The organism is Paenibacillus diazotrophicus, assembly GCF_042610465.1.
The window spans coordinates 68784-94273 of record NZ_JBGJZN010000010.1; the positions used below are offsets into that span (position 1 = coordinate 68784).

Here is a 25490-nt window from a genome sequence, read left to right on the forward strand (position 1 = left end):
AGCCAAAAAAATACCCTCTCAATGAAGAGAGGGCAATCCCACATTAACTTCTCATTCGTTATTTCCGTTCCAAACCAATAGTGAACAGCACTCCACATGCACCGTATGCGGGAACATGTGGGAGTTGTTTGTATTCTGTATTAGTTGGTTAAAACCTTTGATTTATAAGGATTTTAACCAATTGAAATTGTCCCTTTCGTTTGCGTTTTATTGCTTGTTGACGATGTTCGTCAACAATGTGTCAACAATTTATGTTTTCCCTTCAAAGCTAAGTTAGTGGAAGAGTGCGTAGTTTGGTTGTAATCAGTAATACTTTGCTAAAGTTTGTCATGAAAGTATCCGCAATAATTGTTAGTCCAAATCAATTGCAAAGGACCTACAATTCCATTTAAAGTGGAAAAGCAGGCCTTTTTGAATATGAAACATTAACTTTAAGTGAGACGAAAAATCATACATAGAGTTACAAGTCAGCCTCTTCTCACCCATCGTTTGTGCTGTTTGTATTTTTTTAATCTAAATTGTCAATCAACCTTAAAATAACTACTCATTATTTCTAATGTATATTGTATTTGCAACATAGTTAATTGTCTGAGCTGTTTCACTGTAAGGGAAACAAGCAGCTAAACCAATAATTCTCTGATCCAAACTTTTAATTGCCGGTTTCTTCCCATCAACTGCAAATTTATCTGTAATTATTAATGGATATACTAACAATAACGCATTAGTTACTGGTCTCAACGCCCTTAAAGTTTTTATTTTTCTTGATGCTTCTTGTTGAATATCAATGTCAAGAAACTCATCTCCTTGACTTAACAGTGTACCTATTGATATTATTCCATCAATTCTGTTGAGGTATTGCCGGCTTGCCGGATTACAAATAAGATTGCTAGTAACTTTGAAACTATGCTCGTTTTCTTGCTGATTGGACATCAAAGCAACAGTCCAATTAGTTAATTCATTCTGCTGTAATTGCTCTTTTATGTAATCTGACCATAAATTGGTTTTCACAGTTAATGCATTTTCAGGAGTAGAAAACTTATTTAAATACTCAAGTACAGTTTCTGGTTTTACATGCCACAGATAATTCCCATTCTTTGGGTCTTGGGGCTTTCCTAACTCATTAATAAATGATTGGGTGGCATAGTAATTCCCCTCAATGATCTCCTTTTTCTCTTCAAAAACAACAGTCTGTGAGGTCGAGCCTGAAAAAGATAATGATTCGGCAATTTCAACCGCATCCTTCATTTTAAGCAGACTGGTGACCTGTAGATCAGGATGTGATAAAATCTTCAAACCAAAACTAGTAGGTGCCTTTCCCCATACTTCCATTAGCTTAAGATTTTCCCTTAACTCATTGCTTGCTTTCGCAATATATCGATAGTTTTCAATGAGAATAGGTGACGTATAAATTCTACACAGATCAACATACCCATCTCTATACCCAAACCATCTACCCATTTGCATTAGCGTATCATACATATTACTCGATCTTAAATAATAACTAGTTGTAAGTCCTTCTAAAGTCAATCCCCTTGAAAGCTTATCGCCACCAATTGCTATTACATATAGTCCGTTTTCAACATTTTCTTTATAATTTAAACTATCAGTAGATTGGCCATTTATCATTTGAATAGTAATTTTTTGAATTACTTCATGTAGTATTTGGTTGATATCACCCCAATTATTCTCGTTATTCGATCCACAAATTGTTGTTGTCGTCTTTATAAAGTCATCTTCCCATAAACCTTTCAACTCATCAATTATTCTATCCTTTTGTTCTTTATTGTCATCATATTTAAAGTAAATTTTAATCTGTTCTAACTCCTCGTGAACCAGCCTAGTCAGAACCTTTTGGAAATTAACTGATCGATTTATATGTACCAACATTGAATTATGTTCATAGGTTTGTCCACGCAAAACTCTTATTGCTGTTGATAAAACAAACGATTTCAAAGCCTTTTGCAAAGAGTTTGGCAAACTGGTAGGCAGACCTTCTTCATTCATATTAAATTGTATCTCATCCTTAGTTTCCCTAAGAATTGGATACCCATCAATCCCAAATATAGTATTTGGCCCAACATAATTCGGTGGTGTTATCAGAGAAACAATAAAATCCTTGGGGAATAAATCAGGTCCATACTTGTCATGTGATAATTGATGATCGATCAGCACATTTGCAAAAGGAGTCGCCGTATACCCTGTATAAACTCTCTGTTTAAACTGCATCAAAATTTCACGTATTAAAGCATTGATAGTAGTAGGGTTATATTCCTCATTCTCAGTGCTTTCTGGGTTATTTGTGTCAATCGACGCCTGATCAGCCTCGTCATCTATCATTAGCATTGAAATACCGGAAGTTTTATTCTTAAAATAGTCTCTTATTGCTTCTAGTATATACTTGTTCTTTTTAACAACTAAGATAAGCGGATTTCCTTCAGTTGGATAAACACCTACCCGACTTAATAAGTTGCTGTTTACATCTCCTCCTTCATCACGTGATGTTAAGCACTGGATTTGTAGTTCTTCAATAAGTCCGACGCCAATTAAGCCCTTACTTTGCTCTCCCGATTTTCTACCTATCACTTCTTCATCAAGCCTAATTTGTGTCTGACTTCTAAGATCATCATGAATACCTGTTAATACTATAACTAAGTTATAACCTAGATCTAGAGACTTACAAATCAATCCCGTATAATTTGACGTCTTACCCGATTGTACTTCCCCTACCACAAGACCCCTTATACCAAAATCCTCTTTAAATTTAGGGTGTTCAAATCTTCTTAAAATTCCCTCTGTAGAAATATCAAGTCCGTCAACTGTTCTACTATCCCACTTTTTTGTTTCTAACAAATATTTTCTATATCTATTCCAAAACTTCCAAGTAATATTGCTATATTCTGAGGTATACCACGGTGTCGGCTCTGAATCCTTGTTTTTGATTATTACATTGCTGCTAGTACTTGAAGAATTATAGTAGTCAAGCATACGTTCTTGCACTTTGATAAAATCAACTTTTGAAAATTTGGGTATAGATTTCAAAACTTCTACAGCTTCATTTATCCCGAAAACAGCACCATACTTTATTACATGATCTTCGTCAATTAAATTTTCTGCAGCTCCTATTGCCTTTTTGAATAACTCAGTATTGACTTCAGCCTCTTGAGTGTTTAGGTCATTTTTCAATATTGTATATATTTTCTCAACCCATTCTAATGGTGATAGCTTTATAGCTGGAAAGTTTATGAAGACATTGTTTAATATAAATTGCTCTTTTTGTTCCGAGGTCCAGTCAGCCACTTTGAAAGCCTCAAGAGAATTAACAACAATATTTTTATAAGATATATCATTATTTTCAACAAAAGTGTCTAAAGCCTCTTTTATAGACCCCATATCTTGATTGAAATAAGACAAAAGAAAGTCTTGCAATTCCTCATACCAATCAATTTGCTCCATTTAAATACTCCTTTACCAAGTAGGATACCCTGTATAAATAAAACCATCATTCCCCGTACGACGTAACACTACCAATATATTATTCAAACTATCAAATGACGTGTTTCCTCGCAAAATTCCCCGACCATTTATATCTGTAGCTCTATGCACAATAGTTGTTTGAAATTTCCCTGGTCTGTTTTTTAACCAATTTTCTATTTTTTGCTGGTTTGATATCAATAATTCTCTAACTACGTTTTCTGCCGTATTTAGATCATTAAATCGAGAAGCACCACTAATTTCAGGTTCATCAGTTAGTCTCTGAGTTAAGTCTAAATCTGTTACACTGACGTGCTTCTTTATCAAATGACCCCCCATATCTTCGTGCTCTTGAAGCCCTTTCGGTAATGGAATAGTTGTGTTTGAATATAAAGCCATTAAGTATCACCCCTAAAAAATGTGCTGACAAGCAAAATATATGTAGAATATGTACATTATTTTATTTCAAATTCGTTTTTTATTAATTGAATCAAAAACAACGCTGTTTCCTCATCAAACTGCAGTGACTGACTTATTTTGTTTGGTATTTCCCTGTCATCCGAGCCATAAGTATCTATCTGAAAATACTTTCCACCGCAACTATCTCTGAAAACCGAATACGTCCCCCGAACAGTCTGATGAATGCTGATTTTTGTTTTATCTATTTTAGTCATTTGTTTATGACATAATAGAGCCATATCATCACCTACCAAATTAGTATAAAAGTCCCCCATACACTCAGTATTCTACATCAATTTCCCATTTCCTTCTTTTTCCTCCTGTGGAAGATTACAAATATATTGTATATAGGCATGAGAAAAGGAGGTTCTTTTTTGTGAGCACAAAAAGAACCTCCCTACGTTCGTGAATGCTCATACTCTCCAACTGAAGTCCAAGTCACGATATAAATTTTAGACAGTACTCGGATAATGGGCACTCTCTTATATGTGGATTTTTAGCGGTGCATATTAGGCCTGCAAGGTCGAGCACTGCTAAATTAGCTTCTCTTGTGCTTTCCATACCTTCGAAATGAGCTCTTATTTTAGATGCTAACTCTTTATCCATTGGAGGTCTAGAACTTTTCGATGTATAACCAAAATACCTTGTAAAAAGCCGAATAACATTCGTATCAATTGGAACGACCGGCTGGTCAAAAGCATAGCAAAGTATAGCATTTGCAATATAATCGCCAATTCCAGGCAGCTGTCTTAACTTATTATAATCATTCGGAACCTTACCATCATGATGGTTGCAGATCATCTCAGCTGTTTTTATTAATCATGATGCACGGTATATTAGTCCAATTGGGGCTATGATTGCTTCCAATGATATAATACTCGCCTTCGCTAATTCGCTTATATTGGGGTAATTAATCAACAGCTGTTCATATACTTCTTCGACTTTGCGTACATGGGTCTGCTGTAGCAGAAACTCAGCTATCAACACATGATAAGGGTCTTTTGTATTACGCCAAGGAAATTGATGATGCCCATACTCGGTATACCATGTTAACAGTTCGGCCCAAAAGTAAGAATCTTTACTCATCCCATCACCCATTTAATGTTCTCTGTATTCTTATATTCTTACCCTTTTAGCCGGCATACATAATTTTCAGCTAATAAATCAACTCGTTTGCAGATCCCTTCGCAAATAAAAAACACTCAATACCCGCCTATTAGAACGGTAGTTGAATGTTTTAATTAATAAAGCAGTAAGCCCTTCTAATCATAATTAGATGATATTACTCAACTGCTTCGTATACCCATCCTTGAACTGCACCCAACATGCTTCCTGTTTAGCCCATTGGGTTACGTTTCTATCGCCTGCAGATTCACGAAGGAAGTACAATGCCTTGTTAGCAATAACCATTATCGCTTCATCCCATTTATCAGATAATGCTTGACGATTCCATACATCAATTAAATCTATTTTGTTTCCATAAATATGATGAAGCATAGCCACTGTATAATAAATTACATTTGCTCTATACCCCTGCAGTCTCATGGATTCCACAATATTAGTCACATGGAAATTAATAATCGTCCTTGCTATTAGTTGTTGATAGACTTCAAGGGTGACTTCACTCAGTGGAATGACTTCATCATTATCATCCTTATCGTATTTCCAATATTGTTTGTTTTGCTCCATAAACCGCTTAAAGGCTTCTTCTCCACCTTTACTTGAAACGTGAGGAAAACCTTCACATGACATGAAATATTTAGCTAAGTCAACTTTGATAATAGCCTTTTCAGATGGGTAGTGCTTTTTAAATTCATTCTGTTCCTTACCACGTTTTCGTCTATTTAAATCGACTGCATATTGACCTCTCGCACGTTCAAAATACCATTTACTCTCTGATTTTCTCCCATCATTTGATGGAATCCATGTATTCCTCGACAACTTTTCTAGTTCGGACATAAATCTAGAATTGGCCAACAAGTCAGACTTGTTAATTTTATTCTGAGTATTGGCATACTCCGAAATACTTGATACCATCTCATCTTCAAGAAGCTGCTGATCCTTTTCTTGGTTTGCTTCAACATGCAGAATAGTCAATTTAGCCTGAACATACACATCCGTTAAATCTACATTACTCTTATATGCCTGGTGAATGGATGCTGTCGTCTGTCCACCATTCACAATTTGCCATCCAGTCAACCCTTTAATACGGTAAAGGTTAACATTCCCATTTATTCTCTCGATGTCACCTGAACGGGCCACACTAGAGACTCCATTATTATAACTGACAAACATGCGCCGTTCTTTCGGGTCCTTTAGAGTCTTCAGTATCCCCTTATTAGTTCCACCTTTAGCCTGCAGGAAGGATCTTACATTTCGCTCAACGAGTTTGGAACCCCATTGGTCATAAGCTTTTGCCAATAAGCCTGCAGGTATAAATCCTACATAACATGTAAAATAACTCTGTTCGCCTTCATATTGAGAACCGGGGACAAACATCATATCAAACGACTGTCCCAAATCCTGCTCAAAATCAATATGGATCGTTTGGACTCCTTGTTCAGCCAAAATGATTTGAAGTATGCGATCTATGTCCCACACCTGAACATTTACCGTTTCTATTCCAGGGATCGATAGCTCAATTGGTTTATTAGCATTATAGAACATATTGGTCAGCACAAAAATATTTACTTCATCGATAGCATTAATATTTTCTGATATCAATACAGCCAATTCTCTAGCTTGCAGAGATTGATCAATAGTGTGAGCTAATGTTTTAGCATTCGTAATAAAGCGTTTAGCTTGATTGGCTAATTCCGTCAGCATCGTCATATTTATTGAAAGTAAATCCCGTTCATTTTGTTCAAAGTTATAATCAGCTACATATAGATCAAGAACGTGCTGACTTTCGTCATATGTGTAAGCATTCACAGCAATTTTTTTTGAGGTATCTATATATGGAGGAATTAATATATCGGGATCATCATCCCTTTCCATATACTGAAGCATCTTTTCAAGAAAAGGGACCCGATATACCCCTGTTTTTGCCGCTTTTTCTTCTACTTCTTCAAGAAATTCCTTCAGGAATTCACTTCTCTGTCTATTCTCTAACATTTAAATGATCCCCCATTACAAATCAAATACCTCATCAACTTCTCTTTTGAATTCCATACAATGTGTAAGATCTATGCTGTAACTAACATGAGAAATCCCTTTTGGCAAATCCTCCTGCAAAATCCTTGGGAAGTTCGTCGCGGCTTCGTATACCTCTACTTTATCTACAAAAAAGAAATCATCCGTATAATGTTCTTCTTTAAATCTTAAATCCTCTAACAGATCATTAAACTTTAATAGCATTCGGTCGGAACGACTTGCAATATGGTTTCGAACCTCGTTTACAAGTGCTTGTAAAGAAACACCATGAGTCTTACTTGATTCTATAAAGCATACATAGAGATAAATACTCGATACTGCATTTGTAAGCCTTAACTGATTTTCATTTGAAATTTTAATTGTTTTGGTTAACTTATTTATTGCCGTCTTAATCTCTACGCCGCGATTAGAATGCTTAAAATCAATTCGCCCACTGGTTGGTCCTTCCCACTGTTCTATAATAAGTGGGGGAACCGTGGGAAAACGATTAAGCCAGTCTTGTATATACCACAATTCGCCGAAAAGTCCCCGCTGCTGTTCCTCAGTTAGTTTACGGTAACCACCTTTTTGAAAAAACACGCGCCATCTGTCAAGTACCTTGTATACTACTGTAAATACCGATTCATTCTGTTCCCTGGCTATCAAATGATCCACAACATTCTGCAGTACAACCTCAAAAATATCTGTACCATGTTCTGACTCTTGTCGTAAAACCAGATAATAATGCCCTTTAAGTAATGCCAGTTTTTCATAATACTCAATTTTGATAGATAAACCTCGCCACTTTGGAAGTGCCTTAAGCTGGTCCGGTTCCCAAGGTTCAAATCCCAAATCGATATACAGTTGCCTATTCATATTCACAGTATCTATTCCTGCAAAAAGAATGGGACTTTCCGCCGTAAGAACCCTCAGTTTATAAACTTCTTGCTGAGACTGGCTATTTAATTCTTTAATCATTTGCTCGAATTCTAATTTAAGATTCAACATATATTCCTCACTCTATTTAGAATACTTATTTTATTGTTTTGTTCACTTCATAAATTTTAGAATCATCTAACACTGAGTCCGGGAATGAGATCGCAATACCAATTGGGACCATTTTCTCGCTAAAGGTAAAACTAAGGGATTCGAATACTTTTACTTTAGGATGAAGCGGGTAGATTAGAAGCATGCCTTTTTCTTTTGGCCGCAGCTTTCGAATATCTTGTTTGTCCTTCATATTCTTTATTGCGGCTTGATCGAGATCTATGAATTCCTGCCGCGAAGCAACTATAGCGCGTATATCAATTTTAGCCTGCCCTTGGTTGTTATACTCTTCAGCCTTAACCCCACGTACCACTGCAGAATCAATCTTAAATGTCCCGAATTGTACTGGGAATTTCTCAAAACCACTTTTATCTCTTGGCTCTCCTTCAACCACTGCTACTGTCCAATGTAAAAGCTCTCCATTTTCATTAACCTGCCGAATATAATTTACAATTTTGCTGCTATCAACCTTATCAGCGCCTTGGCTGGTCTTGTATTCAGACAGAAAATTCAATACTGTATTTGCTTCCACTTCCGGAACCATATAATAACCAGTTTTACCTGATCCAATATGCGTTTTCGTAAATTGAGAGGAGAGTTTATCAATAAAGTTCTCAGTCACTTTCATGTTGTGAGAAAAAAAAGTTTCCTTGTTCTCATATATACGAGTTTGCTGCAGGGTTAACCGGTAAATAACATTTGTTATAGCAGCATTTTTCATTTTTAATGGACTCGTTAAGGTCATAGTTGGATGACTTAACATTTTTACAGCGTATTCCAATGGAGTCTTATTCGCTAGTGCTAGCCTGTCAAATTCTTTTCGCAGTTCAATCATTGCAATAGCTAGGTGTTCAAAATTCGAAGCAATTTCTGCAGTTGTGTATATTCTGCACAAGTCCATATATCCTTTCCGATATCCAAACCAGCGCCCCATCTGCATTAAAGTGTCATACATCAACGTATTTCTAAAATAGTAAGTTATACTAAGTCCCTCGAGTGTGAGTCCCCGTGACAGCTTATCTCCACCTACTGCAATTACGTTTAAACCATCCTCTTTATATTGATGATAGTCTAGAGCATCTTTGCTATTTCCATTAATTTCAAAAACACGGACCTTTTTCGAACTCTCTCTTAGCTCCTGATAAACATCTTCCCAACTAAATTCCTGAATATCCTCAGGCCATGCCCTGCTTGTTGGAATAACATCTTCCTCATAAATCCATTTAATTGCTTCTACAATTTCACTATTTTTGTTATATTGGATCTGTTTTGTAATTTCCTTAAATACTTTATCCACACCGTCTTTTACACTTGATTGAACATCTTTAAAACGAGAGGTATGAATAAGCATCGAGTTATGCTTGTTCCTCTGGCCTCGAAGATTTCTTACAGCAATAGTTAAAAGAAATACCAAGATGGACTCTTCCATCTGTGGAGGGACCTCTTCAAATTTCCCCGCATCACCTTTTGTTTTAATTCCAGTAAAGACTTCTATATCTGGATCCCTCAAAGGACGAATTAAACTTGGGCGTGGATCGTCCGACTCTTCTTCAACATTAAAGAATTCTTCCGGACCACAATATTCTTTAGGCTTCAGGAGACCGACAAGAAAATCTTTAGGGTACAGATCCTTACCTTCCTCTTCTGTTTTAGCTTCTGCACTAATTAATAAATTTGCAAAAGGGGTTGCTGTATAGCCTACATAACACCTTCTATTAAATACTTCTAAAATTTGACGTATTAACTTATTAATTGTCTTTGGATCTTCATCCTGTTTAGAGGTGTCAACAGATGCCTGATCTGCTTCATCATCAACTATTAAAACAGGAATATCTAATTTAAATAAATTCTTTTGATACTCAAGTTGATTTTTCAGAGATTCTAAGACAATACTATTCTTTTTAACAACCATAAGAGTTCTTTGATTTAAGTTAAAGATACCACTCGGTTCAGATGAAATGTCACGTTCAACTGTAGTCCATGTTGAAATAATATGATTAGGCGTATTAGCATAGATTTGGGCTACTCCAACTGGTTTGCCCTCCCTATCGACCCTGCTGCCAATCACTTCTTCATCCAATCTAAGCTGTGTCTGCGCTCTAAGATCATTATGAACACCTGATAGTACAATCACTAATTTATATCCAACGTCGTAAGCTTTATTAATGAGACCTGTGAAGTTAGCGGTCTTTCCGGACTGCACGTACCCTAATACAAGACCCCGTTTATCAAAAGGGGTGTTTTCGTTTGGGTTGCCCAAAGACCGCATGATTTCATTTGTTGAATCATCAATGGAGTCAACAGCCGCTTGGTCCCAATGTTTGACTCTTATTAGATAATCTCTGTATCGGGTCCAGAAAAACACCCCTAAAAGTAGTTTGGGGCTATACCAATCGCCCGCTTCTTCTTGACGTAATACGGGAGTTTTTATAATGTCAAAATTAACATTATATTTTAAGTACATTTCCAACGACCATTGCTCAATCAGAATCGTCTCTACTTTTTGTCCCTGTATTACTAGCTTTGCTAGATCTAGAGCTTGCTCAGCTGCCTTTTCTTGGCTGGGCAAGAATGACTTTAAGTTCATATAATTAGTTGCAAATGTTTGTTCAAATAGCCCTCTTGCCTCATTCATAGCTGATATTCACCTCTTCCAAAATTGATTTCAACGTTATGCGATTTAGACCATCAAAGGCAGGTTGAGTAATAAGTGCATCTAATAGCTGTTGTTGATTTTGAACAACATGAAGCTTAGTTAAGGTTGAAGCGAATTGGACCACTAACTCCTTCATAGCGTCAGTGACCATTTGAATGACTTCTTCCGCCACTTTGGGTGAATCAATAATATTACTGGGTGATCCCAACTGAACGAACCTTAAATACATATTAAGCAGTTTTGAGGTTTCGTCATCTATTCTGTTCTGAATTTCTGATAAAATAGGATGATTTCTATTTAAAATAAATTGCTGCCCTTCGTCACTTCCCGACAACTCCCATGTATTGAGACTCCCTTTAAAGGTTTGGTTAGAATGAGAGCCTTGAGTCCTAAAGTAAAAGATATCGCGAGAAATTTTGCGAACAAATTTCGCTATTGATTCCATCCTTGTTTTTGCGTTATCCGGTGGAATCACAGCTGACTTTTTTATATCTACCTGCCAATCATCATCAGCCGTATTTGGTAGGTCTATGCGAATTCTTGCTAGCTGGGATGAAGAATCCTTTTGAAACATACCCAACCAATCACCGTAATGCAGAAGTCTGTTCTCGCGATATATATAAAAACCTTGATGGTCTCGCCACCCTCTATTGCCTCCGGCTCTTTTATATTCTTGTTCATTTAAAAATGAGGCATGAGGCAGTACATAATATTTAACTTTTATTCTGTTTCCATTGATGTTTAAAACCTGTATCTCACCTTCCAGAGTAGAAGGATGTTTAATCATAAAAGGATCCCATGGATCAAGAACATTTCCGTTTAAGATAATCTGGACTTTGCCATATTCAATAATTGAGTGAAATACAAACTCTAAGTGATTATGTATCCGCCGAACTTTGGTGAAAAAACTGCTTTCATGTATGGTATTTGCAGTCCCCGCTCCCATGAAACGATCCAGCTTGTCTATACAAATAACTGTGCCGGTATCTCCCTCAATCCTCATTAATTCCCTAACTTCGTCTGGGATTTTCGTGAACAGCTGCCACTCATTACATTGGGACACATGATCAAGATCCCAACACCGTTGTGCATAAACTCCCTTATGTTTAGTAAGAACACTTAACCGCTTACCAAGAGAAAATGAGGCAGTCTTGAGTCCCATACCAAATCTTCCGAGTTCACTGGGTTGTCTATTTACACGTGGGTCTTTCGAGCCTATGTTCATAGCTATTTGGAGCATATCTTCATCCATACCAGAACCGTTATCTGCAATTATTATTGTCCCGTCGTTTCCTAACCACTTAAATTCGAGTGTGATTTTAGTTGCTTTTGCATCAATGCTATTGTCCACCAAATCCGCTATTGCGGTACCAGCGTTATATCCTAATGAACGAAGTGCTTGGATAACGGGTGTAGCAGATGGCTGAGTTACAACTATATTCATAATGAGTACTCCCATTAAAAAGTATTTATTGTCGAAAAAAATAAGCAGTTGGTTATGATAACCACTTTGTTAGCATGAAAAAAATCGGAATATGTAAGAGCCTTTCCGACTATTGTATACTGCAATATTCGACACATGGGACTTATATCCTTCCTAAAACATGGTTATCCATTTTTTCAAAATAAAAAGAGCCTCCTACTCGAATCGAGTAGAGACTCATAACCTAAATTTTTGTAACTGTTTCCTGGCGAATTATTATATCTTTTAGTTTATCTTGTACAGATATCCCTAGATAGTTTAATACTTGTTCAGCAACTGCCCTCCCCAAAAGCGGTGGAACGGCGTTTCCAATTTGTTGATACTGAGAATCTTTAGAACCCTCAAAAATAAAGTCATCCGGAAAAGTTTGAAGTCGCGCTGCTTCCCTAATACTTATTGCTCTATTTTTACGTGGATGGATCCACATTGACTTCCTAACGTTCAAAACAGTCCCGGATGGAGTTTTGTAATTAAGCCTTAGATATACAGTATTTTGAGTTCTACCAGGATCAGAATATGTTTGTTTGTGAGAATCATCAAGATCATGAAAGTTCTGCCCTGGCTGCAATACTTTAAATCTCTCTAAAGCCGTATTAGTTGTTTCGGTCATAACATGGTTTTGTAGTTTATCATTAGCTCCACGTAAATATTGAAGAAGCGGGTTATTGCTTTTAGTTGGTGGTTTATCAATTGGTTGATCTGCTTCCATTGTTGTAAATGGTTCAATTTCCTCAAGATCTCCAATGGCATCTTCCACTTTATAAAACTGACTTGGTTCCTTAACAACAGAATCTGGTAGTACTACAGGATTATCTCCTACAAACTCTTTTTTGACTCCAATAAGAACAAGGCGTTCTCGTAGCTGGGGTGCACCGAAATGCGCTGCATTTATGATATGTTCTTCATTTATTGTATAACCAAGGTTCTTAAATTTGGAGGTTAAGTAACTCATTACACCGTATGTCTGCACATTAATACAAATATTTTTATGATCAGGTAAAATATCAACTATCTCAATGTCGTTGGCTTGAATTTCTTTCATTTTCATCAAAATCTTTTGAACTTCAATGATTTGATTTAAAGTATTAAATAAATCTTTTCGGGATGAATCTGTTAGATCTTTATTCATTATCAAATCCCCAAGCTTCATCCATTGTTCTTGGTAATAAATACTCCAATAACTATTATGCTGTTCCTTCCAGTTCGAGAGAGCTTTATGTAAAGCATTTTGGGCTTTTTCAATATATATATGAGCTTCTTTCTCTTTTCTACTGATATGACTTATTTTAGAAAATAAATTCTTATCATTTATTATGAATGGAGATAGATTAATCTTCCGCTGAATGCAATCTCTAAGAAAACTGACTAGTTCATCGGTTAAACTATTCTCACTTCCTAAAATAACCTTATCCGGTATTAGTTGTATCCCCAATGCTTCCACTACCTCTTGTTGGTCATTTGATGAGTAGAAGAATTTATGCTTGTCCGATTTCATAGCTTTAACATTTTCCATTACAAATGCGTCTGGATTTAACTCTTTAATAGCTCTTACATATTCTTTGACCAACTGGTTATTGGTTGAAATGAGCTCTGACTTCTGCCGGTTTGCATTCGAAAAGCCCTGACAAGGTGGTCCACCAAAAACAAGATCTATCTTTTGACACTCATCTATTATCTCTTGATAGTTAACTTTTCTAATATCGTTGAAGTATCTAATATTTCTATCATCATTCTCATAATTGTAAAGATCATGATTTCTTCTATAGGTTTTTTGGGCAGACTCATTGTTTTCCACCGCGGCTGCAATTTTCACTTGACCCGTTTGCAAAAAACCTAAACTCAACCCCCCAGCTCCAGAAAACAAATCAACCGCTAACAGCTTTTTATTTTTCATTATATACCCACCCCTTGCTCACGAACATCCGTTCCGTATATAAGCAGCTTAACATTTCGAAGATTATTTTTCAAGTGGTAACTCGTAAATTATTAGAATACAATATTTCAAGAAAACATGCTATACAAAATAATAATCCCACCTATTTTGGTAGGGTAGGATTATTATTAAGCCAACGTTTCGATCTTCTCTCTAACAAGTTCCTCTAGATCTTCTCGATCCAAGGTATCTAAAATTGTAACACCTCCAAGCTGATTAATGTACATCATCAGGCTTCTAAAATTTTCTCTCTCGATAAATGAAGACTCCAGCTCTTTTTGATTTAATACTGAGAGAACAGCTTTCGTTATATCAGGGTTTCTTGAAAAACTACGTTCAAGAAGACTCTGGGCTATATCTAATTTAGAAAGGAGCACCTTGGTAAGTTCGAAAGGGTCTTCTCTATTTTCATCATAAGAAACATAGCCGTACCACCATAATCGAGCAATACCGTTTCGGATTAACGCCCTATCCCGATTAGCCATGAAGAAATAGCGTTCTTTAATTGCTTCTTCCGGTTTATCTTTATCTAAATACGACTCCACAGGCCACCTTTTTCTCATGTAATTCCAAAAGATAGTGTGCGTCAAATAAACCCATAATCTCTCATCTGTTGCTTGTATAACTGAAAGACCTTTTAAGGAAGTATAGATTTTTTTGGTATTTTCAAAATCAAAATGGATTGTACTGCTCTGAGGCATATGTAAATCAATATTCTCAATTCTAATCTTCGACGGGAAATCCCACGCAGTTCCTCCAAAGAATCGATCAACCCAAATCTCATTTGACGTATACTTTTCGAGATTGCTTAAAATATTAACTTTTAATTCCTCAAGTAAACTGTCACTAATATAATTTAGTTCCAAAATCCGACACCTCAGTTTTCGTCTTCAAAATTAACAAGAGTCAATAGCGATATATTTAACGGGTCCCCGATAAGTTTTTGAGCAACAGCTAGAGTAGAGTCAGAAAAAGCACTTTCATTTTCAAGATCAATTCCTAACTCTTTAAGCCTGTTTTTAATTACTCGATACCATCTGTATTCTTCAAGATCAAAATCTTGATCTTCCCCATTTTTAATTATTTCTAATACGGATACTAACACAGGCATAATAATTAACGAGGACAGCAAGGACTGTAGATTTTGATTTAGTGAAATCGTCTTGTAGTGCTCAAAATTATCTTCAGAAAGCTTAATGATAATTTTATGACCAGAAGAATCCATGTCAAAAGGCAGCACATTATGACCACGATTAGGCTGAACAGAAAAAATAGAAGGTATCCTTTTTAGGGGGTCAAACTCCTTTTCAGCAAAGAATGTCCTCTCTGAGTCTATCGCTAAAACGTCGCCCTTTTTTATAAAAAAGGTGTGTCCTTCATAATCTGGGTGAAACTCTGATAATGAGTAATGATCTATATTCACTGCAGCCAAAATAAAAGAACATATCTGTACTTTTCCCTCAATAGAATCAGCAGGCAGCTGAAAGGTAAAATTAGATTCAAATGATGTAAATACTTTACGAAAGCGAGTTGTCGAGCATTCAAAATGAAAAGCAAAGCGGGCCTTTTTCTCTGCTATAAGCTGGTTGATCCCATCACAGCTAGTTACACAGTAGGCCTCAAATATATAAGTATTTTGGGTTTTACTGCTTTTCAGTGAGGCCTGAAAATCACTTTCAATAACATCATCAGCGAAATATGATAGAACCGGATGTGGGTACTGACGAAAGTTAATTTGCATGAATCGCTACCTCCAAAGCACACCGAAGCGAATCATTCAGCGTGACGACTAAATCACATTTTTTATCTTTGTAAAAAGATATCGGTCCGATCTTTCCATTTTTTCCAAGACATACACTTTCTCCTGTTTGATATACAACAACGGATTGAATAGGAGCTGCTTCTCCCCCTACTTCTCCTATGACTTTAATCCCGACGTAACCAGCACCATCTGCATCTGTTTGCACAGATACTTTGTAAGTTCCAGCTGCAGGATCTATACAGAATATACGCGAGCGTACCAATCGCAAATTTTTGCTTGGTGTAGGGGTATTATTACCTTCGGTCAAATTCCCTTCCCCCGAACCAGTTTGATCGTTCTTATCATTTCTGTTTGATGTTTTATTACTTTCTCCGCCAGATCCCATTTCGTTCCCTTCAGCACCATCATCTTCACTTCCTTGTGAAAACTCCTCATCTTCTGATCGAGCTGCAGTTTCCTGATAAGCAGCAAAGCCTTCATTATTTACAACAAATGTTGTGTGCTTCATTCTTCTATGATTAATTTCAATTTCAATATCCTTAGGAACCGTCTTTTCCCCTTTTGAACCGTTTTGAACGAGCTCCTGCTGGGCTTGAACTTCTAATGAAGAAGCACCATCATTGTCGGGTAGATATTGGCTTAACCCCTCTACGTCCAATTCTTCTTCATTACTAGTTATTGTAATTGATCGAACTTCTTCATTTATCCAAGCGTAGAGTCTTCTTATAATACCCTTTGCGTCTTCCGGATTTTCATGCCGATCAGGTTCCCAGGCATTATGCGTTGGTGGCTCAATTTTCCTTAAGAAATCATTTAACTTTTCACCTTTTGCAATCATAACACCTACAAATTTAAAAGGTGTGCGGAAACTGCCTTTATCATAAATTTTCATGCCCGTCCCTCTCACCATAGCTACTCGTTTAGGTAGGTCTTTTCCTGGAAGAATAAATAAATCTATCTCGCCCAGACCTAAAAAGTTCTTCTTAGGGAAGTGGTGTCGACTCGATAGGGTATAGGCTTCATAGTAATGATATGAGAGGCATTCCGGGTCATTTTTTGTGTACTTCTCTAACAAACCCGATAATGAATTAGCGTTAATTGTTGTTTCTCCCACTTTGACAATTAATTTTTCATTCAATATAGCAATAAAGAAATTTTCAAGAACAGATTTAATTACTTTTTCTTCCCATCCGGCTTTCTCATTAAAACCAGCAATAAATATGTCTGTACCAACATCCGCTCTTTTGAAGAGATCATACGTATCATCAATTGCAACAATCGGTTTATTTTTCTCAATTATCCCGAAATATCCAGTCCCCTGCGTCGGTTCCCCATATTCATTGAGATGAGTTACCAGCTTAGCCACACCTTGAAAAGCCTCTGTTCCGCTTCCTACTTCTTTTGTGCCGTAAAAAACGGTCCTTAGATCAGAACATGCAAAAGGAGCGTGTTTACCGATTCCGAAGGACCCCCCAGATTGGGAGTCCTTATCTGAAGAGCCAACTGATTTTATAAGGTTGTGCCAGCCACCTCTATGTCCATCATTAACCCCAGTTAGCCCTGTTGTATTATAATCACTAATTTTCAGAAAGGGGATCTGTTCTAGCTCCATTATCGAAAGCGCATTTTCAAAAAAACGAGCAGTTTTGATATTATCCTTCCAATACTCCCGGCAGGATTTAAGTATATTTTTAAATTCATTTATTTGGGGAAAATGTATGGAAGGAACATCAAACAAACTAAAATGGACCTCTACCGGTCCAGGATTATTAGTATCCTTTGCGTCGCATGAATTTTGGTTAATTTCTCTTGCCAATGAATCCAAAGGATTCCCACGAAAAGTTTCTATTCCAGCATCATTTAAACCCGTTACTTGACCATAATTATTAGATGGGAAATTCCAATTAATCATAACGTTCTCCTCATTTTTGTAAACTCTCTAATTTATTCAGACATTCTGCTGCTAATTTTTGCACAAGTTCAACCGTAACAGCATTACCAATTTGTTTATACTGTTTCGCTTTTGACATACCTTCTGGAAATGATAACTGATGATCTTTAAAACCTTGGAGACGGACACATTCTCTGGGTGTTAGTTTTCTAATTCCCCAGTCATCCTGTATAACAGGCACGTTATGCCCACCTTCACCCATATTCGCCGTAAGAGTGAAAGTACAATCTTTTTTATTCTCCCTTACGTAGGCTCTCCTTAACAAATAAACGGAATCTTTATTTCCATTTGCTATTTTTTCTGCAAACAACTTACCGTACTTAGAATTTTCATCGAAATAAAAAGCAGGATCAGTCTTAGAATCAAGATTTAAAAACCCCCTAACGTCTTTCAAACCTGCTTCATTTCTTAAAGGAAACTTAAAGTTATTGTTTTTAAAATAATCATTCGAAAAGGCAACCATATAGAGCCGTTCTCTATTTTGAGGTATATTTGTGTGCTCTCTGGTATTAAGTATCATTGCATTACTGAATTGTGATCTTAGGTTTCCTTTTTCATCTACGGGTGCCCTGAACCAATAACCAGCTCTCTGAATTTCCTCTTCAATTCTCCTAAATGTTTGATTATTATTGTGGGATAGTAGGTTTTTTACATTTTCAAGAACAAGTATCTTAGGCCTATCTTTTCCGAACTGTTTTATTAGTCTTATTATTTCAAAAAATAGTTTACCTCTCGGATCTTCAAAACCGAGTTTATTTCCTGCCAGAGAAAAAGATTGGCAAGGAAACCCTGCAGTGAGGACATCAACTGGTTCCAGTCCATCGCTAATAACCGATAAGTCTTCAATAGATTTCTCATAAAGTTTAGTTTCAGGATAATTATACTTATATGTCTGACAAGCATGAGGATCTAATTCATTTGCCCATATCACATTAAATCCTTCGTTTTTAAAGGCTCTACAAAAACCACCAATACCAGCAAATAAACTTCCAACTTTATATGTGTGTTGCTTAATATCCTGTTCCAATTCATCCAACTCCGTAAGCTTAAAATTTCAATTTAAACAAAGTTTTTTCTGTATATAATTCGACGAAATCTGACTGACTCCTTCATGTTCCTCATTAGTAGAGTGAAGCTGATTCAACTTATTTCTTTAAAAAGGGGGTATCTCAAAACGAAGCGCTTCCTCCGGATCAAGTGGCTCTATACCAATTCATATAGAAAAGGATCTAGGTCCAAGATAGTTGTTTTCCTGTCAAAACATTTATTAATATAAACTCACTCTAACTGTTAATGAAATTTCTGAACTTCTTGGTGTCTCAGCGGATTGTATCAATTCAATGGTCCGTGAGAAACAAATACCTCAAATCAGAATAAGAATGAGAATCTTATTCTATCAGGAGTCGATAAAAGATTGGCTGATAAAAGGATGCTCTTAGTTAGCCTGACTTCGACTGAAAAAATAGATTACTTAGATAACCATTCTGAAAGTTCATCATAGTCCTCCAGACTACCTATGCGTCGCAAGTAATCATGCCCTCAGTCAACACCAACTTTACCACATGAACAAAAACTAACATCATGAGTAGTCATTGATTCGATTACAGCAAGGTACAGCGCACAGCATTACGGATAATTCTTTTCTTCTTCATATGACTTCTCCTTCAAACAAATAGATCAATTTCTCTATAAAATAAAAGAGATTCCTTGAAGTAGCTCAGTCTACTCAAAGGAATCCCTTTTGTCCGTCAACAGGATAAAACATTTCTCCGTGTTTGTTCCCGTAAACAAAATTGAAATCCAAAGGCTGATTCAGTATTAAAGCACGTATGATATCATTCAGCAGTCTTTTTCTCACTTCGTTAGCTTTTGCGTTGTCCCTACCTTGCGCATAATCACGTTGGATTATTGGAATACGAACCTCAAAACTTTCGAGCAGACTATATAAGGTATTGCATTTCTCCATATCATTTTGCAAGTCATTGTTCATAATGTTCAACTCCGTCAAAAAATTGGACCATGGTGCGTGTGAAGTCCTGGAAATAGGCAAGCCGGCTTTCGGGTAGCCATTGTGCGGCAGTATTCAAGCTCCTAGTATACAAATCGGTAAACACGAGTACTGTACCAAGAGGAATGAAGCTACCTTGTTTGAATTTCTGATAAACTCCATCACGTTTTTCTTAATAAGACTTGTTTTTCACCACTGAGTTGACGCTTCCGGAAAGCAACGTCAAGTTTCCCAAGGAATGATCGTTCAATAACCTTGTGTAGTCATTTTTGAAAAACAAGTCGATATTTTGAGCTAGGTCTTTTAAATGGTTGTCAATCGCAATCATAATAAACTCAATATCTTGTTCCGTGAGCTCAAATTTCTGTTTCAGTCCTTCGATAGTATGAAATGATTCAGAAGAGTCTAATTGTGATATCTCTTCGTCATCCAGCTCATCCCTCCATGCCTCTTCATCGACACCAGGTAGTTCGTCATCAGAAGCAAAGGTCCCTGTACTGTTCCCTTTTTTGCGCAAATCTAAATAGAGTTTCAGTGCATCTTGAAGAGTTACTCTCCTATCGCAATACTCGTAAAATTTGTTTTTGTCTTCTATATCGAACCCAAGTGTTTCTTTTAGTTTCTTGACATACCTAGTGGCAATGGCTTTATTGACGGCACCAATCTTGTTAATTTTAATCTTTGCATTTTCGTCCGTGCTCTCCATCCAACCTCTGAATACAGCTTTCGCATACCCAAGTTCACTAACATTAGTTACGAATTCTTCAAACGGATTGCTACGCATCGTTTCAGGATTAATTTGCAATTTATCCGATACCATCTGATTGAACTGCTCTTGATCGAAAACAAATGTATCCTGTTCCTGCTTGATAAAGCTTTCAGGCTCTTTACCAATCAATTTGAAGACATCGAAGACGATATTTTAAAAAAGAATCTGTTATCGCTTCTGTAAGTGAGAATAGTCTCGATGAGCTCATCTTTGGATCGCCGAGAGGGGACTTTCTTAAAATGTTCATGGCTTTCTCGAATGCGGTTGGCCGTATCCAGCCAGTCATTCATATCAAGCACATTTTTCGCTCGCCTCCGTGTACGTAACGCACCCACATACTCCCTATGATACCCTGTTGAGCTTTCATAGCGGTCTATGAAAGCGGACACGGCTGCCGCGTCGACTGGAATCGGATTTATGTCATTGTCCTTAAGCGGGCAATGGTCCTTCGAATGTCCATTTTTAATATTAATATATTGCATGAGACTGTTTACTTTCAGTCCTGTCTCAATATCCAAGTAGTCATGCCCTTTCGCTAACGAACGAAGAGCTGCTTTTCGTTCATCCACCAAATTGCTGTCATGCAAATAATCCTCCTCCTGCGCGAAAATATGCTCTCGCTACCAAGTCATCATTGCATAGCTAGAGAAATGGAATCGGTTTCCAACCCCCCCCGAGGCATTAAGTAGCGCAATGTTGTAAAGTAGAAGAAGGATTGCGATCGGACTGTTATTCTTATCATAGCTGATTTCCCGAAGAAACACTGGTATTTCTTTACCCTTTTGGATACCGAGTAGCTCTTTGATCTCTTCTTTCACAAGTTTTTCACGAGTATTTCTATGTGTCTGGGCCAACAAGTTCAGAAATCCAAATATGGAGAGGTAGACATATTTACCCACATCGTTGATGACATTGTTGTTCTTATAACTTGTATAGAATGTACCGTCTCCCTTACGGGTATTACATGCATAAATATAGAATCCGATTAAATTATACTGCTTGCTGGAATTTTCCGAATTCCTCCCATCGTCGTCATAAAATTCCCTGATGCTTGTATAAATTTCCCTTACTTCATTCCAATACTTGTCCATCACATCCCGCTTCGCCTCAGGCGATGTTGCACCAAATAGCTCAGTTTCAATCCACTTCTCTATCTGATTGAAAGTATGGTATGGATCGAGAGAAGCCTGTTTATATTGTTGTATGTAATGGCTAATGTCGTTCCTGTAATTTCCTGACCGATTCTTTCCCAACCACTTTCGCATTACAAGGAAATCAAAGATGATGTCAATACGAGTTTCCTTATACTGGATTAAATTACCGGTATAGTCATATTGACCTGGATGCGGAACAAAGCTCCAGAAATCCGGATGATGAAGTGCAGTTTCTATAGCATCCCATTTCTCCGCGATTACAATCTGACGGTCACTGATCTTGCCACCTTCCCCATAATTGGAGGGGTTCATGAACATTGCCTTGATCAATTCGGCATTCGTTAGAGGAAGTTTTCCTGTATTGAAGTTAGCAAATATTTTTCGTTCATTAATTGAGACTTGCTCTGAGTAATCCGGATCTGCTATGTACCAGATGACCTCCGTGCATTTCAATAAAACGAATTGGAGATAGTCAATGTACTCCATTAGTCGGCTTTTCCCAAACTCCTGTCTAAAGTCTTGCATGATGGCAAGAAAGAAATCTACCGACTCCCTGAACGCATTAATTATATGGTCGAAATCGATATTTCTCTTAAAATCATTTCTTTTACGAAATTCATCCCATATCCATTCATGAAAGTCGTTCTGATTAAAATATTTGATTTCTTCTTCAGACTTGTCAGCTTCCATGTCCCATAAGAACTGAAGGAGATCCTTGCTGCCAGGCCTTGATGCGTAACTAATTTGTATCGGAATTTTCTGTTGTTCTGTACTGCCGTAAATAGATTTGCATAATTTCAGTGCAGACAAGATAATCGTGATTGTTGTAATACGTTGCTGACCATCAACTACATCATAAACATTCCGTCTACCCTTGCGCATAACAACAAGTGGCTGTATACAATACTTGTACTTTTCTTTTATCTTCTTGTTCTCTTCAACATGCTCTTTAAGATACTGGAAGTCTACTTCATCTGTAATTTTAGTAATAATTTCCCGGCTCATGTCTTTTAACTGTTTTCCCTCATAGAGATCTTTTAACAATTTCTCGACATGCGTGCTGTCCCATCTGTATCCCCGCTGATAGGTCGGATCAGATATTCGCCCTTAAGGATCTCTTCAATTTTTTTATGTCCTGGTGCGTCACTGATAAGGTCGTATGTCTCGGTTTCATCCGGAACTTCACAGTAAAAACTTTTTTCAACCCAATAATGGCCACCTTTATCATGGGTGAAACAATAGAAATGCTCTGAGCTTTCTTCCTTACTGTATTTAAATAGCATATTTTCCCCCTATCAAACCACAATGTTATTTGGTTGGAATTTTTTTCTTATATTTTATCATAATATCATTTTCTCTGAGTTGGATGATAGAACTCCTAAAGCTTGCCCATAAAAATACAGTAAATATTCTTCCAACATGCCCCTTCTCATGCACGACAGTCTTTGTATGAATCTGTATTTATTTACTCAAATCTCGCAGAGCGAAAATCGGCTTGAATCTTTGCAAGAGGTGGTTTACAAGAATTAAATAAACTTCTTGTGATATAGAAAAATAGAAATTTTCTACCGGAACAGAATGGAATTAAAAACGTACAAGGGGATGTTGGGTTTGAGTAATCCTGAATTGGACTGATCTCATTTTTGCCTCTGAAATAGGAAAACCCCGCTCCAAGAGCGGGGTTAGCATGGAGCTATGGGGAGTCGAATCCCTATCCTAATAATTGAAAATGCTCGACTCAAGAATCAAGGAGCTCCTTATTAATCTATTAATTTCGTCAACAATCAGTCAACTCTATTATTTTTGATCTTCTATATCACATTTTAATCTCATCTGTACTACTCTCCAAACCCGCGCCACCATTGTCTTTCAGCAATCTGTTTAATTCCTCACCAACAAAGCCACCGACTCCACATGCAACGTATGCGGGAACATATCCACCGGAGTCACTTCGACGGTGGTGTACCCGCCATCCTCAAGCACCCGCAAATCCCTCGCTAGTGTCGACGGATTACACGACACATACACCACCCGTTCCGGTTTCATCGCAAGGATTGTCTCTAATAACCTAGGATCGCAGCCCTTACGGGGCGGATCGACAACGATTACGTCTGGTGTGACGCCCTGCTCTTTCCAGTTCGGGATCACGTCTTCGGACGCGCCTACCTCGAACACTACATTCTTCATCCCATTCAACTTAGCATTAGAACGTGCATCCTCGATAGCTTCAGGCACAATCTCTACACCGTACACTTTAGCCGCATGCTGGGCCAGGAACAGCGAGATCGTCCCGATGCCGCAGTAGGCATCGATCACCGTTTCGTTGCCAGTCAGTCCGGCATATTCTACGGTTTTGCCGTATAGTACCTCAGTCTGTACCGGGTTCACCTGATAGAACGAACGGGCGGAGATGGCGAACTGCACATCGCCAATATAATCGTAGATGACATCTCTGCCCCACAGTACGCGGGTTTCATTGCCAAAGATCACGTTGGTCCGCTGGGTGTTCACGTTCTGGCAGATGCTGACTACATCTGGGAGCTGTTCGCGGATGCTGCCGATCCAAGCGTCCAGATGCGGAATGTCGCGGCCGTTAGTCACAAGCACCAGCATCATTTCGCCGGTGCGGAAGGCTTTCTTCACCACGACGTGGCGCAGCAGTCCGTGTCCGGTTTCTTCATCGTAGGCAGAGATGCCCAGCTCTCTGCCGATTCGCTTCACCGCAGCTACGACATCATCGTTATGCTCGTGCTGGATCAGGCAGGTCTCCATGTCGATGATTCGGTGGCTGCCGCGTGCATAGAAGCCGCCGACCAGCCCGCCTTCGGTGACGCCGATAGGCACCTGAGCCTTGTTACGATAGCGCCAAGGCTCGTCCATACCCAGGGTAGGCCGGACGATGATTCTCTCAACTGGAGAATCTGCGGCATTTGTACTTGCTACTTTAGAACCTTCAGCCGAAGAATCCGCAGCACCTGTACTCGCCCCATTGCGGATATCATCTGCCGCCTCCGCGCCTGATGAGTCAGCATCACCTTCAGCACTGCTGTTCCCAGCGCCTCTATCTGACGCGCCCGCCACCTGTAGCTTCCCAATCCGCTGCAGGTTGTCCACCACCAGCTGGCGTTTCCACGCCAGCTGGGCGGTGTAATCCATATGCTGCAGCTGGCAGCCGCCGCATTGATCATAGATCGGGCATGGCGGCTGGGTCCGGTCGCTACTGGGCCGTACAAGCTCTAGCAGCTTGGCATAGCCATACTGCTTCTTGGTCTTGAGCACCTTGGCCCGGACCTTCTCACCGGGAAGAGCGCCCTGCACAAAAAGGGTAAAGCCCTCGACCCGGCCTACCCCTTCACCTTCATGGGTCATGCCGATGATATCGAGCAGGACCTCATCATTCTTATTCACTGGCAGTCCGGCGACAGAGGCCGGTCCAGGTTCAGGGCGGCTTGCGCTGCGTCCACTGCGGTGTTTACTCATGTGTATAGGTTCACTTCTTTCATTATCTTCACGATTCATCTTGTTATGGCCAAGCCTTGTAATCTAGCTTGTGTACAATTGACTCTCGCCCGGAATAAGAGCCTCTCAGTCCGTTACCAACTGGCGATCCCTCCCGATCGGGAGATCGTTGCGATATCATCGTAATCTGATGACCCCGCGGCCGA

At 38.3% G+C, this 25490-nt stretch carries 20 protein-coding genes and 1 pseudogene; 1 reads left to right on the forward strand and 20 read right to left on the reverse strand.

Annotated elements, in window-relative coordinates; all coding sequences use genetic code 11:
- Positions 1 to 540 precede the first annotated feature (540 nt).
- The 13 genes from ACAN54_RS27295 to ACAN54_RS27355 all read right to left on the reverse strand — a co-directional run bounded on the left by ACAN54_RS27295 (position 541) and on the right by ACAN54_RS27355 (position 18921).
- Positions 541 to 3453: a contact-dependent growth inhibition system immunity protein gene (locus ACAN54_RS27295; protein WP_379163197.1), complete on the reverse strand. Its 2913-nt coding sequence runs from the start codon at positions 3451 to 3453 to the stop codon at positions 541 to 543.
- Positions 3454 to 3465: 12 nt separating this feature from the next.
- The gene (locus ACAN54_RS27300) at positions 3466 to 3870 is read right to left on the reverse strand and encodes an RNase A-like domain-containing protein (RefSeq protein WP_379163199.1); all 405 of its coding nucleotides are present in this window, start codon (positions 3868 to 3870) and stop codon (positions 3466 to 3468) included.
- A 56-nt stretch (positions 3871 to 3926) separates the two neighbouring features.
- On the reverse strand, positions 3927 to 4145 hold the full coding sequence (locus ACAN54_RS27305; RefSeq protein WP_379163202.1) for a hypothetical protein: 219 nt from the start codon (positions 4143 to 4145) through the stop codon (positions 3927 to 3929).
- A gap of 223 nt (positions 4146 to 4368) precedes the next feature.
- The gene (locus ACAN54_RS27310; RefSeq protein ID WP_379163205.1) at positions 4369 to 4731 is read right to left on the reverse strand and encodes an HhH-GPD family protein; all 363 of its coding nucleotides are present in this window, start codon (positions 4729 to 4731) and stop codon (positions 4369 to 4371) included.
- Positions 4732 to 5202: 471 nt separating this feature from the next.
- Positions 5203 to 7044 (reverse strand): AIPR family protein, encoded by a 1842-nt coding sequence (locus ACAN54_RS27315; RefSeq protein ID WP_379163208.1) that lies wholly within the window; start codon positions 7042 to 7044, stop codon positions 5203 to 5205.
- Between the two features lie 15 nt (positions 7045 to 7059).
- Positions 7060 to 8070, reverse strand: coding sequence for a PD-(D/E)XK motif protein (locus ACAN54_RS27320; RefSeq protein ID WP_379163211.1), 1011 nt, complete (start codon positions 8068 to 8070; stop codon positions 7060 to 7062).
- A 25-nt stretch (positions 8071 to 8095) separates the two neighbouring features.
- Entirely contained in the window at positions 8096 to 10744 is a 2649-nt protein-coding gene (locus tag ACAN54_RS27325) for a Z1 domain-containing protein (protein ID WP_379163214.1), read from the reverse strand.
- Positions 10737 to 12209, reverse strand: a complete 1473-nt coding sequence (locus ACAN54_RS27330; RefSeq protein ID WP_379163217.1) for an ATP-binding protein — start codon at positions 12207 to 12209, stop codon at positions 10737 to 10739. The genes ACAN54_RS27325 and ACAN54_RS27330 overlap by 8 nt, the downstream gene beginning before the upstream one ends.
- Before the next feature lie 223 nt (positions 12210 to 12432).
- A complete protein-coding gene (locus ACAN54_RS27335) occupies positions 12433 to 14142 on the reverse strand; it encodes a DNA cytosine methyltransferase (protein WP_379163220.1) in 1710 nt (569 codons plus the stop codon).
- Positions 14143 to 14309: 167 nt separating this feature from the next.
- On the reverse strand, positions 14310 to 15047 hold the full coding sequence (locus ACAN54_RS27340; protein WP_379163223.1) for a DUF6339 family protein: 738 nt from the start codon (positions 15045 to 15047) through the stop codon (positions 14310 to 14312).
- Positions 15048 to 15058: 11 nt separating this feature from the next.
- Entirely contained in the window at positions 15059 to 15922 is an 864-nt protein-coding gene (locus tag ACAN54_RS27345) for a hypothetical protein (protein WP_379163226.1), read from the reverse strand.
- A complete protein-coding gene (locus ACAN54_RS27350; protein WP_379163229.1) occupies positions 15912 to 17855 on the reverse strand; it encodes a hypothetical protein in 1944 nt (647 codons plus the stop codon). The genes ACAN54_RS27345 and ACAN54_RS27350 overlap by 11 nt, the downstream gene beginning before the upstream one ends.
- 10 nt (positions 17856 to 17865) lie before the next feature.
- Positions 17866 to 18921 (reverse strand): DNA cytosine methyltransferase, encoded by a 1056-nt coding sequence (locus tag ACAN54_RS27355; RefSeq protein ID WP_379163232.1) that lies wholly within the window; start codon positions 18919 to 18921, stop codon positions 17866 to 17868.
- Between the two features lie 265 nt (positions 18922 to 19186).
- On the opposite strand from ACAN54_RS27355, the pseudogene ACAN54_RS27360 reads away from it, so the two are divergent.
- A pseudogene (locus ACAN54_RS27360) lies at positions 19187 to 19333 on the forward strand (helix-turn-helix domain-containing protein); the annotation flags it as partial.
- 100 nt (positions 19334 to 19433) lie between these two features.
- Here the strand turns inward: ACAN54_RS27360 and ACAN54_RS29935 are convergent.
- The 7 genes from ACAN54_RS29935 to rlmD form a co-directional block, all read right to left on the reverse strand.
- A complete protein-coding gene (locus tag ACAN54_RS29935) occupies positions 19434 to 19511 on the reverse strand; it encodes a DUF7695 domain-containing protein (protein WP_489685754.1) in 78 nt (25 codons plus the stop codon).
- A gap of 109 nt (positions 19512 to 19620) precedes the next feature.
- Positions 19621 to 19884 carry a hypothetical protein gene (locus ACAN54_RS27365; RefSeq protein WP_379163235.1) on the reverse strand — a complete coding sequence of 88 codons (264 nt, stop codon included), beginning with the start codon at positions 19882 to 19884 and terminating at the stop codon, positions 19621 to 19623.
- 190 nt (positions 19885 to 20074) lie between these two features.
- Positions 20075 to 20800, reverse strand: coding sequence for a hypothetical protein (locus ACAN54_RS27370; protein WP_379163238.1), 726 nt, complete (start codon positions 20798 to 20800; stop codon positions 20075 to 20077).
- Positions 20797 to 21258: a hypothetical protein gene (locus ACAN54_RS27375; RefSeq protein ID WP_379163241.1), complete on the reverse strand. Its 462-nt coding sequence runs from the start codon at positions 21256 to 21258 to the stop codon at positions 20797 to 20799. Before ACAN54_RS27375 ends, ACAN54_RS27370 begins: the two co-directional genes overlap by 4 nt.
- Positions 21259 to 21291: 33 nt before the next feature.
- A complete protein-coding gene (locus tag ACAN54_RS27380) occupies positions 21292 to 22869 on the reverse strand; it encodes a DUF262 domain-containing protein (RefSeq protein WP_379163244.1) in 1578 nt (525 codons plus the stop codon).
- Positions 22863 to 23108: a hypothetical protein gene (locus ACAN54_RS27385; RefSeq protein ID WP_379163247.1), complete on the reverse strand. Its 246-nt coding sequence runs from the start codon at positions 23106 to 23108 to the stop codon at positions 22863 to 22865. Before ACAN54_RS27385 ends, ACAN54_RS27380 begins: the two co-directional genes overlap by 7 nt.
- Before the next feature lie 598 nt (positions 23109 to 23706).
- Positions 23707 to 25305 carry a 23S rRNA (uracil(1939)-C(5))-methyltransferase RlmD gene (gene rlmD / locus ACAN54_RS27390; protein ID WP_379163250.1) on the reverse strand — a complete coding sequence of 533 codons (1599 nt, stop codon included), beginning with the start codon at positions 25303 to 25305 and terminating at the stop codon, positions 23707 to 23709.
- Between the last annotated feature and the right edge of the window lie 185 nt (positions 25306 to 25490).